This window comes from Halocynthiibacter sp., assembly GCF_049608145.1.
Lineage (GTDB): Bacteria > Pseudomonadota > Alphaproteobacteria > Rhodobacterales > Rhodobacteraceae > Halocynthiibacter.
This window is the reverse complement of record NZ_JBMYXF010000012.1, coordinates 1-16,431: the sequence shown is the minus strand read 5'-3', so window position 1 is coordinate 16,431 and position 16,431 is coordinate 1. Positions and strand designations below refer to the sequence as shown.

Genomic DNA, 16,431 nt, shown 5'->3' with positions numbered 1-16,431 from the left:
TTGTGACCTGACCTGGTCAGTCGTTTGGTGCGGTGCCCCAGATGATTTTTCCGTTGTGGATATCCCCAGTGTTCCCGTTTATGCGGTTTCCATATTGGTTCGCGCTATAAAACCGACGTTCTGCACCACTGTTAAATTGCACCACCACCCGGCCATTTGGGGGGATTGCATAGGTTTGCCAGCTGCCGTTGTTTGCACGCACATAACGCGTGCTGCTGGTAGAATAGTTTTTAAACGAAATCGCATCCCCATCCTGCAGATAGATATTGGGTGGCATGAAATCATCTCTGATGACCAGCACTTCGTATACATTATGGGATTCCTGGAAGGAGGACACTGAGCCAGACGGAATAATAGTCTGTGCCTGTGCAGAGAGTGTTGTAATCCAAAATGAAATCAGAACTGAAATAAGCTTCAAAGACGTGTTCATTAGGTTCCCTCAGGCAGAAAATAGATGCGATATACCAAGAAGAAAAATACCCGCGGATTAAGGCCGTTTTGTGGCGGTCTTTAAGTGATGGCGCCGGTGTCGGGATTTTTAAAACAGATTTCCCAGAGAACGCTTGACCTTCCCAGATGGCTGGCATACTCAGACTTTAAGCAAGCGGGTATGGTGAAATGGTATCATAAGAGCCTTCCAAGCTTAAGGTGCGGGTTCGATTCCCGCTACCCGCTCCAAATGCTTTATCCAATAAAATCAACGTTCTGAACCTGCTCTTATCCAAAGGTTCCGCTGCCATGTGAACAACTCTTTGGGCGTTTTGTGATCGAAACCTGTCGTTGCATCCCTGGGGGATCTTGGGGCGTGGAGCCTTCACAAATCAGGGGGGATCAAAGTTTTAAGGCTTTCTTCCCGATCATGGCGTTTGTTCTGCGAAACAAAAAAGAACCGACTGCCCCTAATCGTCACGCATAGGTTCATATTCTGGAAACTATAGGGGTCGGCGTTGTGGCATGGATCGTGGTGAGTGCCCCACTATATTGGACAATTGGTGTTTGCTGTTTGCATGCTAAAATCTGCGGCGAAATGGGTCTTGTTTTCGATGGGTTACCTGCTAACTAAGCCTTTAACAGATGCATCTGTGCCTCCAGGTCATCAGATGGGCTATCATGACAGTGAAGGCGAAATTATTCACTGTTGTTCCATCTTTTTCCTGACGCACGGTAAACAGGCGGATATTGCCAGATATTCGTGAGAAATTGAAAGTTTCAGGCCATGGCCAGATCGACGGAAAGCTCTGCGGAAGATCGCGGTAAATCTAAACAAATCAGCGCATTGCGTGGGCTATCGCCTTTTGTGAAGCCCTATCGAATGCAGGTGGTTCTGACACTTCTTGCGTTAACCGCAACGGCGGCATTGTCGCTTATTCTGCCATTGGCTGTACGCCGGGTCGTGGATGGGTTTGGTGCGGGTGATGTGGCGCTTTTGGATAAGTATTTTGGGGCTGCAATCGCGGTGGCTGGTTTGTTGGCCGTCGGAACGGGATTGCGTTACTTTCTGGTAACGCGATTGGGTGAACGTATCGTTGCGGATATGCGCAAAGCGGTGTTTTCCCGTGTGATTTCGCTGTCACCTGAGTTTTACGAAAAGACGCTGACCGGCGAGGTTCTGTCGCGGATCACAACGGACACAACGATCATTCAGTCGGTTATTGGGTCATCATTGTCTGTCGCCCTGCGCAATATTCTAATGTTCATTGGTGGTATGGTTCTGATGCTGTTTACCAGTGCCAAACTGACCGGGTTGGTTTTGCTGATCGTACCGGGTGTTTTGATCCCGATTATCGTGTTGGGCCGGCGGTTGCGTGCCCTTAGCCGGGAAAACCAAGATTGGATCGCGGCAAGTTCAGGGTCCGCTTCAGAAGCGCTTTTGGCTGTGACCACCGTGCAGGCTTATACCCACGAAGCCCGCACGACGGCAAAGTTTGATGACGTTAGCGAGAAAGCCTTTGGTGCGGCAGCAAAGCGTATATTTACGCGCGCTATCATGACGGTGATCGTGATTTTCCTGATCTTTTCGGGCGTTGTTGGTGTGCTTTGGATTGGTGCGCGGGATGTGCAGGACCAATTGATGAGCGCGGGCGAACTGGTGCAGTTCGTGATCTACGCGATTATGGTTGCTGGCGCGGTTGGTGCATTGTCCGAAATCTGGAGCGAACTTCAGCGGGCTGCTGGCGCAACTGAACGTCTGATTGAATTGCTGGAAACACAGGACCAAGTGAATGACCCGGTGACGCCCCAGGTTTCAACGGATCGTGCGCAAGGGAACATTGGTTTTGATAATGTAACATTCCATTATCCGTCACGGCCTGACACAGCTGCGCTTAAGGGGTTGGATCTGACGGTAAAGGCCGGGGAAACTGTTGCATTGGTCGGCCCGTCTGGGGCGGGGAAATCCACCATCCTTCAACTGCTTTTGCGGTTTTATGATCCTGTGCAAGGGCAGGTTTCCCTTGATGGAATTGATCTGACAGATATGACCCGGGCGGATTTTCGGCGTCACATCGCGCTGGTTGCGCAAGATCCTGTGATTTTCGCTGGATCAGCGATGGAAAATATTCGGTTCGGTCGCCCAGAGGCCAGTGATGAAGATGTGAAAGCGGCTGCGATGGCTGCCGCAGCGCATGAATTCCTGATGGCATTGCCGGATGGGTATCAGTCCGAACTGGGGGAACGGGGCGTGATGTTGTCCGGTGGCCAGAAACAACGCATCGCCATTGCGCGCGCGATCTTGCGGGATGCACCGGTGTTATTGTTGGATGAGGCAACCTCTGCCCTGGATGCAGAAAGCGAACGTGCGGTGCAGGGTGCGATTGATGATCTGGCCAGAGATCGTACAACTCTGATTGTGGCGCACCGTCTGGCAACTGTGAAAAAAGCGGATCGAATTGTGGTGTTTGAAGAAGGGCAGATTGTTGCGCAGGGCACCCATGAAGAGCTGGTGAAAGAAGGTGGCCTGTATGCGCGTCTGGCCAAATTGCAGTTCACCACCGAAGTTTAAGTCACAAATTCAGTGAAATTCCCCGTAATTCCTGCCCCTCAAAGGGGCAGGGGGCGCAGCGTCAGGCTTGCGTCGCGCCCCTGTTGCGCCCATTGTGTGACAAAACGTCCATAAAAACGGGACATCAGGGAGGGAAATAACAGATGGGTAAATTTGCCAGTCTGGAGGATCTGTTAAAGATCGAAGGCGAAGCTGAAAGTTTTGAAGCGCGGGATCTGCCGCGCACGATGCATGATTTTCTGGCATCTGCAAAAGACAAAAACCCAAATGGATCTGCGATCAGTTATCAGATCACGTCGGGGCCCCGGGATAAGGCTGAGACCCAGACCTGGACCGGGGTTTATGAAAAATCCGTTCAAGCCGCGAACCTGTTTCGCAGCCTGGGTGTCGGCGAAAATGATGTCGTAGCCTTCCTTCTGCCCAATGCGATGGAAACGGCTTATACACTTTTGGGCGGAATGATTTCAGGCATTGTGAACCCGATTAATCCTTTGTTGGATCCGGAACAGATTTCGGCCATTTTGCGTGAAACCAATGCGACGGTTCTGGTCACTCTGAAATCTTTCCCCAAGACGGATGTTCCACAAAAGGCATCTGAGGCATTGAAAGATGCGCCGAATGTGAAGACGGTTCTTGAGATCGATTTGCTGCGCTATCTGACCCCTCCGAAATCATGGATCGTTCCGCTGATCCGTCCGAAGAATCCGGTGTCACATACCGCGAAGGTTCTGGATTTCAGCAAGGAACTGGTCAAGCACAACAAGACGCTGGATTTTGAGGATAAGAAAGAAGATCGTGTTGCGGCTTATTTCCATACCGGTGGGACAACCGGCATGCCGAAAGTGGCCCAGCACAAATATTCGGGGATGATTTATAACGGCTGGCTGGGGTCAACCTTGTTGTTCCGTCCGGAAGATAACGTCATGTGCCCGTTGCCACTGTTCCATGTTTTTGCGGTGTATCCGATCATGATGTCGATGATTGGTGCGGGCTCTCATGTGATTTTTCCCACCCCTGCCGGTTATCGCGGTGACGGGGTGTTTGACAATTTCTGGAAGCTTTGCGAGCGCTATAAAGTTTCCTTCCTTGTGACGGTTCCTACGGCACTGTCAGCCTTGATGCAGCGCCCGATTGATGCGGATATTTCTACATTGGATGGGGCGTTTTCAGGGTCTTCTCCTTTGCCGCTGGAACTGTATCGCCGGTTTGAAGAAGCGACGGGTGTTCAGATCATCGAAGGTTACGGCCTGACCGAAGCCACCTGTTTGGTTTCCTGTAACCCTCCGGGTGGGAACAAGAAAACTGGATCTGTGGGCATGACGTTCCCGCATTGTGACGTGAAAATTCTAAAGAACACTCCTGACGGGCCGGTCGAATGCGCGGTTGATGAAATCGGCGAGATCTGCATTGATAACCCTGGTGTTTTTGAAGGCTCGACCTACACAGAAGTCGATAAAAACCACGACCTGTTCCATCATGATGTGTATTTGCGTACGGGTGATCTGGGACGCATCGATGCGGATGGCTATCTGTTCATTACAGGGCGGGCGAAAGATCTGATCATCCGTGGTGGCCATAATATCGATCCGGCAGAGATTGAAGAAGCGCTGGCAGGGCATCCAGCTGTTGGATTTGTGGGTGCAATCGGTCAACCCGATGCCCATGCCGGCGAGATCCCATGCGCCTATGTTGAGCTTGTGGAGGGGGCTTCCACGACACCGGAGGAGCTGATGGCCTATGCGAAGGAGCATATCCACGAACGTGCCGCGAATCCAAAGTTTATCGAGATCATGAATGAACTGCCGAAGACGGCGGTGGGCAAAGTATTTAAACCGGATCTGCGCAAAAGTGCGATCATGCGGATCTATAATGCATCCCTGACAGAGGCGGGGGTCGCTGCCCAGGTGTCTGTCGTGATTGATGACAAGAAGCGTGGCCTTGTTGCACAACTGGAGAAAACCGGTGACACCAGTGACGAAGCTGTGGTCGCTTGCCTTGGCCAGTTCACGCGTCCATGGGAATGGGCGATTTAATCTATTTCTGAGACAAGAATGGCGGGGAAAACCCCGCCATTTTCTAACTTGCCCAAATTTACGTTCCAGCTGGGATACGTCCGTACCGGCAGGTTCATCCCCTGGTTATTCTGTGCAGGGCACTTCAATCTGTGTTTTATTTGCTCCGAAGCCTTGGGAAATATAGCAACGTTCATCCTGAACCCGTTCCCCCAGAAGATCACCGGTTCTTGTGACGATGACTTCATTTTGGTCCACTGGATCGCCGGCTTCATTGACGTTTAGCAAGGATAAGTTCAACCGTCCGCTGGCCTGTGCCTGAGCAAGCAGTGAAACCTGTTGACGTGAAACTTCGACCGTCACCGTGCGGGCAATCGTTGCACCAAGCTCTTCAGCGTTTTCTTCTTGGTCGATGGCAATAATACGAACCGCATTCTGAATAAGTTGTGTCACGCCTTCCCCATCACTGCTGCCGGTCCAATAGACATCAACAAGGTCACCAGGACGCAGAAAGCCGGACACACCTGAAACGGCGTCGACTTTAATTGCAAAGGCGCGCATGCCAGGGGAAAGCTGGGATTGAATACCAACCTCTTCGCCGGGGGCTGTGATTTTTACAGCCAGTACGGGTTCGTTGATTTCCATGACACGTGACACACTGCGGTAGTTTGCAGCGCCTGCAGGAAACAAAGCATCAATAGAAGAGAATACCCCTTCAGGCAGGGAATCAGATGGCCATTTGATAATTTTGACGTGTTCAGCCGTAAGTTGTTCCCCGTAGGAAATTCTCTGGTTCACAACAAAGACATCTGTTGTGGCAATCGCAGGCACCCTTGCAGCGTTTGCCTGGGCCAGTGCCCCACGATATCCGTCGACTTGTTCTTTAACTTTCAACACGGCAAAACCAGCCAGACCAACACCTGCAACAAGCACGAGGCCAAATATTGCGCGCATTCTTAATCCTTTCAGAATTACGTCCCTACATCACGTTGGGGGACGAAAGCTTTCATCGCCGAATTTAGTCCGGGAATCAACCAAAGCGAGATCATCACTGTTTTTTGTGACCTAATTATCAAGATAAAGAAAAATAGTTAATTTTTAATCGAACTCAATTTCAGTGGATGGAGCTGGCATAGCGCCGACATTGGTCCCAATTTTCTGAGCAAGTGTATTCGTCTCTGTGCCAACAGGTATTGCGATGGCGACACCTAAAAAGACTATGGCCGCAGTTAAGACCACCCAGTCAACTGTCACCGCCGCTGTTTCATCATTCACAAACTGTTTAACCATTTCTACCATTGGGCTGCTCCGAATTGCTGATCTTTGGGTATCGGTGCCTAAAAATGTAGGTGGAAAATATGTCTGAAAAGTGATGTTCATCTGTCGAGAATTAGGTGAAATGTCACTATCTGGATGATTGAACAATCGAACGAAATTAGCCACGCGATTGCCGCGTGGCTAATTTTTAACTTAGTATAGCAGGATATCGCCTGCTAATTGCTATGGATTAGCTGCCAGTACCAGTGCCAGTGCCAGTACCAGTGCCAGTGCCAGTACCAGTACCAGTGCCAGTACCACCGAAGGTGGTGTCAGTGCTGACTTCCATTGTGGTCAGGCCAGTCTGGATGTCGCCTGCAAGGTCAGCAGCGCCTGTGCCAACAGAGTTGATGATCACGATGCCAAGGCCAACGATGGCTGCGGTCAGAACAACCCAGTCAACAGTTACAGTTGCCAGATTCGTCGTGTGCGAAGTTTTTGATGAAGTTAAGCATTTTATTTCCTTACTATGTTTATCGCCGCGGTCGCGGTTTGTCTCGTGGCCCACCGGACCGGTTACTGCCTGCTACTGTCTACTCAGATGCTACAGCCGGGGTACTGGGACATATAGCCGTGGGAATGGGGCGATACTTGGGCGGAGGTCGGGTATTTTTGGCCTTCGTTAACAAAAGGTGTGATTTTTGATAACTGTTTGAATTTTGGTAACAAAAGCGCCGAGATCTACTTAATATCGTTAACCGTTGTGACCAATTTGGTTCAAGGTGCTGAAATGTGGTCCAAATATGACGGAGAATCTCGTAATTTGCTGGTTTTGACGAGTCGGATTTGACAGACTCACCTATAAGGATGAACGGGGAAACATGGACAGGGAATGCTTGTGATCGGACGCACTATTATGATGCCCCGCGGTTTATGTCGCGCCACGTTTCTTTCTATTGGATTCGTTTCAACTTTGGGTGGGGTTGGTGGATCGGCACTTGCAGATGGGTTGCCGAGACCTGGTGATTTCTCAGCCAAATGGATTTCAGTGCCGGACAGTTTTGAAGGGCGGCGTAGAATAGATGTTCAGATTGACCCGGTGGAACAAGCTGCTGCATTGGCGCTGCCGTCGGGATATGGTGTGTTCACGCCTTTGGAGGATGAAACATCACCGGGACCGCAAGATACGACCGCGGAAACGTTGCCTTATTCTTGGTTCTGGAATGAAATATCCCCTTCGCTTGAACATTCGGCACCTGACAGCCTTGAAGCTGCGGAAGTGCTGATTACTTCGCCATCGCGTGACGGTGCAATTGCAATTCCAGCGATGCAGAATCTGCAGGTTGTCGCTGAAAAATATGGCAGGGATATTCTTGGGGCGACTGTTGGGACACGGGTTTCTCCGGCATTTGTTCTGGCTGTGATTGGCGTGGAATCATCCGGCCGGTCTGATGCCGTTAGCAGTGCAGGCGCGTCCGGCCTGATGCAGCTTATGCCCGCAACGGCTGAACGGTTTGGGGTGACGGACCGAAGTGATCCTGTCCAGAATATTAAGGGCGGCGTGGCTTATCTTGACTGGCTGATGAAGGAATTCAATTACGATCCAGTCATGGTTCTTGCAGCGTATAATGCAGGTGAAAATGCTGTGCGCAGGAACGGCGGTGTTCCGGAATATGCGGAAACGCGGGGTTATGTCCCTAAGGTTGTTGCGGCTTGGACAGTTGCGCGGGGCTTGTGTTCAACGCCGCCTGAACTGGCGACAGACCCTTGTATATTCTACGTGAATTTGGCTGGAAATGACGGATGATTGCAAAGCAATTGAAACTATCTGAGTTCAGTCTAACAGACGAATATTTAAACTATTTAAAAGTGTGTTTGCGGAAAGTTTGAAATCTTTACATTCCAATATGATATTCTTCGCGCTGCAGGGGTATTCCAAGAAAAATGCGCAATGAGGGGATCCACATTGTGATATTTTATTTTCTCTTGAAGAATATTTGGAGCGGGCGAAGAGATTCGAACTCTCGACCCCAACCTTGGCAAGGTTGTGCTCTACCCCTGAGCTACGCCCGCATCCTTTCGGTGAGGCATCATCTATTGAACCTGCCCCCGGCCTGCAAGTAGAAAATGCACCCGGGCGACAGATTTCTTCGCAAACACCCCAGAATACCGCTGGCGTGCCGGATCAGAAGATTGCATGCCCGATATTGGCAAGGGCGGCGAATGTCAGCATGGCAAAGGTGATAATCATGCCGTTTTTACGCAGTGGCACGATCTGGGGTTGGGCGGCCAGGCCATGGGCGTGCATGACACGGCCAGCTACCAGCATAATGCCTAGAATATGGCAGATCCAGATGGGTGCGCCCTGTAATTCTGCCATCAAAAGCAGGATCAGCCCCATAGGTGCGTATTCCACAAAGTTTGCATGCACCCGGATTCGTTTGTTCAACATACTGTCATCGCCATCCCCCAATGAAACTTTCGCGCTTTGGCGGCGGAAAATGACTTTGAAACTGAGATATACCAGCAAGAGAGCAAGAATACCGGCGTAAATAGGTGTGACTGTTGGGATCATCGAAGGTGCCTTTATGTTGACTGGCGCAACAGAAACACGGTTTGCCAACGATCACAACAGATGCATCTGATGATTTGTCCATGAACGCCATACGCAGGGTTCTGTCGGGTTTCAGCAGGTTTTTGTCCGATTGCAATCTGTTCGCATCGCTTGCCTTCCTGTCTGTTGTCGCAAGCTGCAGAGGAAGAGTGATGCGATATTCTGGCTTTAAAGTGATCAAAGAGGCCCTGACCGGCCATAAAGGATGGGAGCCGCAGTGGCGGAACCCTGACCCCAAGCCCCATTATGACTTTGTGGTCATTGGCGGCGGTGGGCATGGGCTAGCGACGGCTTACTACTTGGCGAAAGAATTTGGCGAAAGTCGGATCGCGGTTCTGGAAAAGGGCTGGATTGGCGGCGGCAATGTCGGGCGGAACACGACGATTATCCGGTCAAACTATCTGCTGGATGGGAATGAACCGTTTTATGAATTCTCTCTGAAGCTTTGGGAAGGGTTGGAACAGGATTTCAACTATAACGCCATGGTCAGCCAGCGTGGCATTCTGAACCTTGTGCACACAGATGCACAACGCGATGCGGCGCGACGCCGGGGCAATGCGATGATCCTGAACGGGTCCGACGCTGAGCTTTTGGATGTGGAAGGCGTACGCAAACTCTATCCTTTCCTGAATTTTGACAATGCCCGTTTCCCGATCAAAGGCGGGCTTCTGCACCGGCGCGGTGGCACGGTGCGCCATGATGCGGTGGCCTGGGGCTATGCGCGCGGGGCGGATATGCGCGGTGTTGATATTATTCAGAACTGCGAAGTCACGGGCTTTAAAATTGAAGATGGCAAATGTCTGGGCGTTGAAACCACGCGTGGGTTTATTGGCGCGGGCAAGGTCGGGGTTTCTGTTGCGGGGTCTTCCAGCCGCGTGATGGAAAAAGCCGGCATGCGCCTGCCTATGGAAAGCCATGTGTTGCAGGCCTTTGTGTCAGAAGGGCTGAAACCCGTCTTGCCTGGCGTGATCACCTACGGCGCGGGGCATTTTTATTGCAGCCAGTCTGACAAGGGTGGTCTGGTGTTTGGCGGCGATATTGATGGTTATAATTCCTACGCACAGCGCGGCAACATGCCGGTTATCGAAGATGTGGCCGAAGGCGGTATTTCCCTGATCCCGGCCCTTGGGCGTGTGCGTCTGTTGCGCGCCTGGGGCGGCATTATGGATATGTCGATGGATGGATCCCCGATCATTGATAAGACCCATATCGACGGGCTCTACTTCAATGGTGGCTGGTGCTACGGCGGGTTCAAGGCAACCCCGGCGGCGGGTTGGTGTTTCGCGCATCTCCTGAAAACCGACACCCCGCATGACACGGCCACGGCCTATCGGTTTGATCGGTTCCAGACCGGTCACATGATCGATGAAAAAGGCCAGGGCGCACAGCCCAACCTGCATTAAGGAGCCACAGAGATGATAATTAACCACCCGCTGCTTGGGCCCCGCGATGCCCAGGAATTTACATATCTTGGCGATGCATCCCTGATCAATCGCCCGGATGCTCAGGATGATAATGCGGCCGAAAAATTCCATGATTATCTGTATTTGCGTGACAATCCCGCAGGACTGCACCGTGAACTGTGGTTCCATGAAGCTGGTGACAGATCTTGGCTTGTGGTGACCCGCAACACAGTCACCCATGAAATTACAGATGTGCAACTGGCCCGTGATGTGGCCCGCAATGAGGGGCGCAGCAAATGAGCGGAATAAACCGATTGAACGGCGGTCTGATTGATCGCACAACTTCTGTAAATTTCAGCTTTGATGGCAAGACCTATCAGGGGCATGCGGGGGATACGCTGGCCTCTGCCCTGTTGGCAAATGATGTGCGCCTGATGGGACGGTCGTTTAAATATCATCGTCCGCGTGGCGTGGTGACCGCCGGATCAGAAGAACCAAATGCCCTGGTCGAACTGCGCAGCGGCGCGCGCCAGGAACCCAACACCCGGGCCACAGTAACCGAGCTGTTTAACGGGCTTGAGGCCCGGTCTCAGAATCGTGGATTTTCCCTGAAATATGATTTCATGGCGATCAATGACCGGTTCAGCAATTTCCTGACAGCAGGGTTCTATTACAAGACGTTCATGTGGCCCCGGGCGTTCTGGGAAAAGCTGTATGAACCGATCATTCGTAAAGCAGCGGGGCTTGGTTCGGTTTCCTTTGAGGATGACCCGGATGAGTATGACAAAGGCTTTCTGCACTGTGACCTTCTGGTAATCGGGTCCGGCCCGGCCGGGTTGATGGCGGCTTTGACCGCAGGGCGCGCGGGGGTCCGAGTGATCCTGGCGGAAGAAGATTTTATCACTGGTGGCCGTCTAAACGCAGAAACCCATATGGTTGATGACATGTCCGGCAGCGCCTGGGCGGCCTCTGTGATGGCAGAATTGTCCAGTCTTGAAAACGTGCGGATTATGACACGCACCACGGTGATCGGGGCATTTGATCACGGGATCTACAGTGCGGTTGAACGGGTTTCTGATCACCTAGCGATCCCTGCAACGGGAAAGCCGCGTCAGGTTCTGTGGCGCATCTATTCAAAACGCGCGGTGCTGGCTGCGGGGGCAACGGAACGCCCGATTGCTTTTGAAAACAATGATCGCCCTGGCGTGATGATGGCGGGTGCCATGCGCGCTTATGCCAATCGCTGGGCCGTGACGCCGCACCAAAAGGTTGCCGTGTTCACGAACAACGATGATGGGCATCGCACCGCTGCGGATCTGATTGCAAAAGGCGTTGAAGTCACCGGCGTGATTGATGTGCGCCCGGATGCACCGAAGGTTGCCGGCACAGAACTGTTTGCCGGTGCGCAGGTTGTGAACAGCACGGGGCGTCTTGGGTTGAAAACGGTGCAGATCCGTCTGGCGAATGGCGAATTGCGGGATCTGCCTTGCGGGGCGCTTGCTGTGTCTGGTGGTTGGAACCCGAATGTGCATCTGACCTGTCACCAACGTGGAAAACCCGTTTGGAACGAAGAACTTGCCGCGTTTGTTCCCGGTGGGGAACTGCCCGTTGGTCTGTCTGTTGCGGGGGCTGCCAATGGCGATCTGACGACGGCTGCGGCGTTGAAATCTGGGGCAGGGGCCGCAGTTCAGGCCTTGTCTGATCTGGGTATTCAGGCGCAGATGTCTGATCTGCCGCAGGCAGAAGATACGCCTGTTTCACTGACACCGTTCTGGTATGTGAAGGAAGGCAAGGGGCGCGCCTGGATTGATCAGCAAAACGATGTCACGGTGAAAGATATCAAGCTTGCGCATCAGGAAAATTTCCGTTCGGTTGAGCATCTGAAACGCTACACCACGCTGGGAATGGCGACGGATCAGGGCAAGACGTCGAACATGGGCGGCCTTGCGGTGATGGCGGAATTGACGGGGAAATCTATCCCGGAAACCGGCACGACAATTTTCCGCCCGCCTTATACGCCTGTGTCTTTGGGCGCGTTGGCGGGGCGTTCGGTTGGGAAGGAATTTCACCCAACACGTGAAACCCCAAGCCATAAATGGGCCGTGGAGCAGGGCGCTGAATTTGTCGAGGTCGGCAACTGGTTGCGGGCGCAATGGTTCCCGAAGGCTGGCGAAACCCATTGGCGACAATCTGTGGATCGCGAGGTTCTTCAAACCCGGAAATCTGTTGGCATCTGTGACGTCACCACATTGGGTAAAATCGATGTGCAGGGCAAAGATGCGGCGGCATTTCTGAACAAGATTTACGCCAACGCATTCGCGAAACTGCCCGTGGGCAAGGTGCGCTATGGCTTGATGCTGCGCGAGGATGGCATTGCTTATGACGACGGCACGGCCGCGCGCTTGGCTGAGGATCATTTTGTTGTAACAACCACCACGGCCAATGCGGTTTTGGTGTATCGGAACATGGAATTTGCGCGTCAATGTCTGTGGCCTGATCTGGATGTGCAGCTGATTTCCACCACCGAAGCCTGGGCGCAATATGCGGTGGCCGGCCCGAATGCACGTAAGCTTTTGCAAAAGATTGTGGATCCGGAATTTGACATCTCAAACGAAGCATTTCCTTTCATGGCATGTGGTGAAATCACGGTCTGTGGCGGGCTGCGGGCACGTTTGTTCCGGATCTCATTTTCAGGTGAATTGGCCTATGAAATCGCGGTGCCTACACGTTACGGCGACGCGTTAATTCGTAAGCTGATGGAGGCGGGTGAAGAATTCGATGTTACGCCTTACGGGACAGAAGCCTTAGGCGTGATGCGGATCGAAAAAGGCCATGCTGCGGGCAATGAATTGAACGGTACAACATCGGCCGTGAACCTTGGAATGGGGCGTATGGTCAGCAAGAAAAAGGACTGTATTGGTAATGTGTTAAGCGAACGTCGGGGGATGAACGAAGCGGGTGATTTGAACATCGTTGGCCTGCGTCCATTGGATGCGAAAGACCCGATTCCAGCGGGGGCGCATTTGATGAATGCAGATGGTGCGGTGTCCGCCAAAACCGATCAAGGTTACGTCACATCTGCGGCTTATTCGCCAGTTTTGGAATGCTCTATCGGACTTGCTTTTTTGAAAGGCGGTGCTGATCGCATGGGCGAGGTTCTTCGTGTGGTGAATCCGCTTGAAGGAAGTGAAACCCGGGCCGAAGTTGTCAGCGCCCATTTTGTCGATCCAGAAGGGGAGCGTCTTCGTGCATAATTTGAAACCCATCACCGCACTTGGCGGCGCGACGGCTCAGGTTGATCGGTTCGATGGCCTGATGATTTCGGAAAACCCGGACCGTGCTTTGGTCTCAATGACCGCGCGCGAAGGTCAAGGCGATGCAGTGCGCGACAAAGCTTGGCCTTTCCTGAAAGTCGACCTTCCAGATGTTGGGAAATCCATGATGGGAACGGAATATTCCGCCTTTTGGATTGGCCCGGAAAGTTGGATGATCGACGCGCCATATGCCGGGAATGCCGATCTTGCGAAACAGGTGAAATTGGCCGTTGGTGATACGGCATCTGTGGTGGAGCAAACTGATGGTTGGTGCCGGTTTGATCTATCCGGCGTGGCCGAGATTGCGGCATTGCAACGGCTTTGCAACGCGGATGCCGCACAAATGGACGTCGGGGATGTGACCCGAACGCAGATCCATCATTTGGGATGTTTCCTGTGGTGTCAGGACGGCGGATTTGCAGTTATTGGGCCACGTTCATCGGCCAAATCATTGCATCATGCGCTGACAACTGCAGCGAAATCCGTGTGTTGATTTGATTAAACCGATGGCAGGCAACTGCCGTCGGTGACCCGGAAACTGTTGCGGTTTTTGCGGTCATCCTGGGGGGACACCCCATAGACTTCTTTATAATGGTTTAACATTGGTGATGTGGATGAATAGCCCACGGAATACGCGATCTCTGTAATCGTGTCGCTTGAATAGAGAACCAATTGGCGGGCCTGTTTGAGTCGCAATAGGCGATAGTATTTCAACGGGCTTTCGCCCGTGGCGCGCCGAAAACTGCGCTCTAAACTGCGGGTGGACATATTGACCGCAGCGGCGACATCTTTGATCTGCACAGGATCTTCTATATGTTCCGCAAACATTTGAATTGCCTTGGTAATTTGTTTCGGCATGCTGTCGGTCGTATCCGCTGTGGTCAGGCTTGGTGTTTTTTGGGTGACCTCGCCTGTGCGCACAAAAGGGTGCTGAAACCAACAGGCGACTTCCGTCATGATTTCGGCACTGAGTTGGGTTTCAATCAACCCAAGCATGAGGTCAAAAACCGCCGCGGCGCCTGAGGCCGTGAGACGTTGTTCGCCTTTGCAAATCACGGTCTGAACTGGTTTTAATTCCGGGAATTCGGTGCAGAATGCCGTATCGTAGCACCAATGTACCGATGTCGGGTGACCCTTCATGAGGCCGGTGCGAGCCAGGGGAAAGATGCCACCGCTGAACCCGCCAATGGTTTTTCCTGCGCGCAGATGGCGTTGCAAAATGGCCTGCGCTTTGCCTGGCGTTTGGAAGGTGCCGGTTGGGCTTGAGGTGAGGAAGATATAATCTAGATTTTGCGCGTTTTCCAATGTGTCATCTGGTGCGAAAACCACTCCGGCGGAGGAGGTCACAGGAGCGGAGGTTTCCGACAAGACCCGCCAAGTAAAAGCCGCGCGACCTGCGATTTCATTCGCGGCGCGCAGCGGTTCGATGGCGGAGGTCAGGCAGGCCATGGGGAAGCCTGGGAAAATTACAAAACCAAGGGTTACTGTACCGGTCATTGCAGGGCCTCTGATTGAAGTTCGGTGACGGTTTGGAAGATCTGCTTTTCAAGCTCGCGCGCAGCGGGGGAGGTTGGGGTATCCGCCTTGCGCAACATGTGGATTTGGCGTTCAGGCAGGGAATCACCGGGTGATCCAGGGAGGGGAATGAAAGCCAGTTTCTGGCTTTCTGCCATTTTGACGGTCATTTCGGGAAGAATTGTGATGCCCAAATCGGCCCGCACCATGGCCAGCAGCGATGTGATGTTATGCACGGATAAAAGCGCTTTGCTGTGGATGTCCTGAAAGGCGGGCACGGTGATCAGACGGGCCAGATCATTGGCGATAAAACGATGCGGTGTCAGGTCAGACCAGGTTAGTCTGAGGCCGGGTTTTGCCAGGGGATGGTCACGCGGACAGACCAAACCAAAGGGATCGGAAAGCAAGTCTTGGCGATGCAAACTGCCGCCGCTTAAGCCCGCAGATGCGATCCCAATATCAATGCGACCACGGGACAGTTCGTGCAGGATAGTGGTTGAATCCATATCACGCAATTCGATCTGAACGCCGGGAAATTCATTGATAAAACAGGATATTGCCCGGGGCATGATGGCGGAGGCAACCGAAGGCACCGCTGCGATGCGCACACGGCCATGGCGGGCATTTGCAAAGCTTTCAATGGCGTGAACCGTGCTGTCGAATTGATACAATTCGCGTTCGGCCTGTTCCAGAACAAAAGTGCCAAGGGCAGACAGACGGTTCTTACGGTCGGTTAGAAACAGGGGCTCACCCAGATGATCTTCCAGCTGTTTCAGCATCATGGAAACTGCCGAAGGCGTACGGCCCAATTGATGGGCGGCCTCGGATAGTTTTCCGCTGCGCGCGACGGCTGCGAAACAGCGGAGCATTTCAATTTTCAGGGCCATAGTTCAATTTTTCTGAAATTAGGTTCATTTGTTTGAATTTGACTGAAGTTCTGCCGGATGTCCATAAAGGATGTGCAATTGCGCGCAGAACACAGCGGAGATTCCCGATGACCGACACAAAATTGAACCTTATCGCAGGCACCTGGACCGCAGGCGAAAGCGAAATCGAAAACCGCAACCCATCTGATCTGTCTGATCTCATCGGCATGTTCGCGCAGGCGTCAGCGGATCAATTGGAAGCGACCCTAGATCAGGCGAAAATTGCCCAAGCTGAATGGGAAGCATACGGCATCGAACGTAAATACAACGTCCTGATGGCCATCGGCACTGAGATGATGTCACGCGCGGAAGAGCTGGGCACATTGCTGGCACGCGAAGAAGGTAAACCTTTCGCAGAAGGCAAAGGCGAAGTGTATCGCGCGGGTCAG

15 protein-coding genes and 2 tRNA genes are annotated in these 16,431 nt (G+C 52.5%); 9 read left to right on the top strand and 8 right to left on the bottom strand.

What is annotated here, in order from left to right; translation table 11 throughout:
• Positions 1 to 16: 16 nt before the first annotated feature.
• On the bottom strand, positions 17 to 430 hold the full coding sequence (locus ACPGUT_RS05895; protein WP_423989394.1) for a hypothetical protein: 414 nt from the start codon (positions 428 to 430) through the stop codon (positions 17 to 19).
• Between the two features lie 174 nt (positions 431 to 604).
• Between ACPGUT_RS05895 and ACPGUT_RS05890 the strand changes: the two genes are divergently transcribed.
• From ACPGUT_RS05890 to ACPGUT_RS05880, 3 genes are all read left to right on the top strand, one after another.
• A tRNA-Gly gene (locus tag ACPGUT_RS05890) sits at positions 605 to 678 on the top strand.
• A gap of 538 nt (positions 679 to 1,216) precedes the next feature.
• A complete protein-coding gene (locus ACPGUT_RS05885; RefSeq protein ID WP_423989393.1) occupies positions 1,217 to 3,001 on the top strand; it encodes an ABC transporter transmembrane domain-containing protein in 1,785 nt (594 codons plus the stop codon).
• Positions 3,002 to 3,144: 143 nt separating this feature from the next.
• The gene (locus ACPGUT_RS05880) at positions 3,145 to 5,034 is read left to right on the top strand and encodes an acyl-CoA synthetase (RefSeq protein ID WP_423989392.1); all 1,890 of its coding nucleotides are present in this window, start codon (positions 3,145 to 3,147) and stop codon (positions 5,032 to 5,034) included.
• Positions 5,035 to 5,139: 105 nt separating this feature from the next.
• On the opposite strand, the gene cpaB is transcribed toward ACPGUT_RS05880, so the two are convergent.
• From cpaB to ACPGUT_RS05865, 3 genes are all read right to left on the bottom strand, one after another.
• Positions 5,140 to 5,967 (bottom strand): Flp pilus assembly protein CpaB, encoded by an 828-nt coding sequence (gene cpaB / locus ACPGUT_RS05875; RefSeq protein WP_423989391.1) that lies wholly within the window; start codon positions 5,965 to 5,967, stop codon positions 5,140 to 5,142.
• 144 nt (positions 5,968 to 6,111) lie between these two features.
• Positions 6,112 to 6,312: a hypothetical protein gene (locus ACPGUT_RS05870; RefSeq protein WP_423989390.1), complete on the bottom strand. Its 201-nt coding sequence runs from the start codon at positions 6,310 to 6,312 to the stop codon at positions 6,112 to 6,114.
• A gap of 208 nt (positions 6,313 to 6,520) precedes the next feature.
• Complete coding sequence (locus ACPGUT_RS05865; protein WP_423989389.1) at positions 6,521 to 6,838, bottom strand: hypothetical protein; 318 nt, start codon at positions 6,836 to 6,838, stop codon at positions 6,521 to 6,523.
• Positions 6,839 to 7,168: 330 nt separating this feature from the next.
• Between ACPGUT_RS05865 and ACPGUT_RS05860 the strand changes: the two genes are divergently transcribed.
• Positions 7,169 to 8,077: a lytic transglycosylase domain-containing protein gene (locus ACPGUT_RS05860; RefSeq protein ID WP_423989388.1), complete on the top strand. Its 909-nt coding sequence runs from the start codon at positions 7,169 to 7,171 to the stop codon at positions 8,075 to 8,077.
• A 191-nt stretch (positions 8,078 to 8,268) separates the two neighbouring features.
• Here ACPGUT_RS05860 and ACPGUT_RS05855 read toward each other — a convergent pair.
• Together ACPGUT_RS05855 and ACPGUT_RS05850 are read right to left on the bottom strand one after the other, a co-directional pair.
• A tRNA-Gly gene (locus tag ACPGUT_RS05855) sits at positions 8,269 to 8,343 on the bottom strand.
• Positions 8,344 to 8,455: 112 nt separating this feature from the next.
• Positions 8,456 to 8,845, bottom strand: a complete 390-nt coding sequence (locus ACPGUT_RS05850) for an MAPEG family protein (RefSeq protein WP_423989387.1) — start codon at positions 8,843 to 8,845, stop codon at positions 8,456 to 8,458.
• A gap of 191 nt (positions 8,846 to 9,036) precedes the next feature.
• Here ACPGUT_RS05850 and ACPGUT_RS05845 point away from each other — a divergent pair, with 191 nt between their 5' ends.
• Genes ACPGUT_RS05845 through ACPGUT_RS05830 form a run of 4 tightly spaced genes read left to right on the top strand, consistent with a single transcriptional unit; the run spans position 9,037 to position 14,094 of the window.
• Positions 9,037 to 10,287 carry a sarcosine oxidase subunit beta family protein gene (locus tag ACPGUT_RS05845; protein ID WP_423989386.1) on the top strand — a complete coding sequence of 417 codons (1,251 nt, stop codon included), beginning with the start codon at positions 9,037 to 9,039 and terminating at the stop codon, positions 10,285 to 10,287.
• 12 nt (positions 10,288 to 10,299) lie between these two features.
• Positions 10,300 to 10,587 carry a sarcosine oxidase subunit delta gene (locus ACPGUT_RS05840; protein ID WP_423989385.1) on the top strand — a complete coding sequence of 96 codons (288 nt, stop codon included), beginning with the start codon at positions 10,300 to 10,302 and terminating at the stop codon, positions 10,585 to 10,587.
• On the top strand, positions 10,584 to 13,541 hold the full coding sequence (locus ACPGUT_RS05835) for a sarcosine oxidase subunit alpha family protein (protein ID WP_423989384.1): 2,958 nt from the start codon (positions 10,584 to 10,586) through the stop codon (positions 13,539 to 13,541). Before ACPGUT_RS05840 ends, ACPGUT_RS05835 begins: the two co-directional genes overlap by 4 nt.
• Positions 13,534 to 14,094 (top strand): sarcosine oxidase subunit gamma, encoded by a 561-nt coding sequence (locus ACPGUT_RS05830; RefSeq protein ID WP_423989383.1) that lies wholly within the window; start codon positions 13,534 to 13,536, stop codon positions 14,092 to 14,094. Before ACPGUT_RS05835 ends, ACPGUT_RS05830 begins: the two co-directional genes overlap by 8 nt.
• A 5-nt stretch (positions 14,095 to 14,099) precedes the next feature.
• Here ACPGUT_RS05830 and ACPGUT_RS05825 read toward each other — a convergent pair whose 3' ends face one another.
• Together ACPGUT_RS05825 and ACPGUT_RS05820 are read right to left on the bottom strand one after the other, a co-directional pair.
• On the bottom strand, positions 14,100 to 15,098 hold the full coding sequence (locus ACPGUT_RS05825; protein WP_423989382.1) for a GlxA family transcriptional regulator: 999 nt from the start codon (positions 15,096 to 15,098) through the stop codon (positions 14,100 to 14,102).
• Positions 15,095 to 16,003 carry a LysR family transcriptional regulator gene (locus ACPGUT_RS05820; RefSeq protein WP_423989381.1) on the bottom strand — a complete coding sequence of 303 codons (909 nt, stop codon included), beginning with the start codon at positions 16,001 to 16,003 and terminating at the stop codon, positions 15,095 to 15,097. Before ACPGUT_RS05820 ends, ACPGUT_RS05825 begins: the two co-directional genes overlap by 4 nt.
• A 107-nt stretch (positions 16,004 to 16,110) precedes the next feature.
• On the opposite strand from ACPGUT_RS05820, the gene ACPGUT_RS05815 reads away from it, so the two are divergent.
• The coding region (locus ACPGUT_RS05815) for an aldehyde dehydrogenase family protein (RefSeq protein WP_423989380.1) at positions 16,111 to 16,431 on the top strand (321 nt) is incomplete at its 3' end.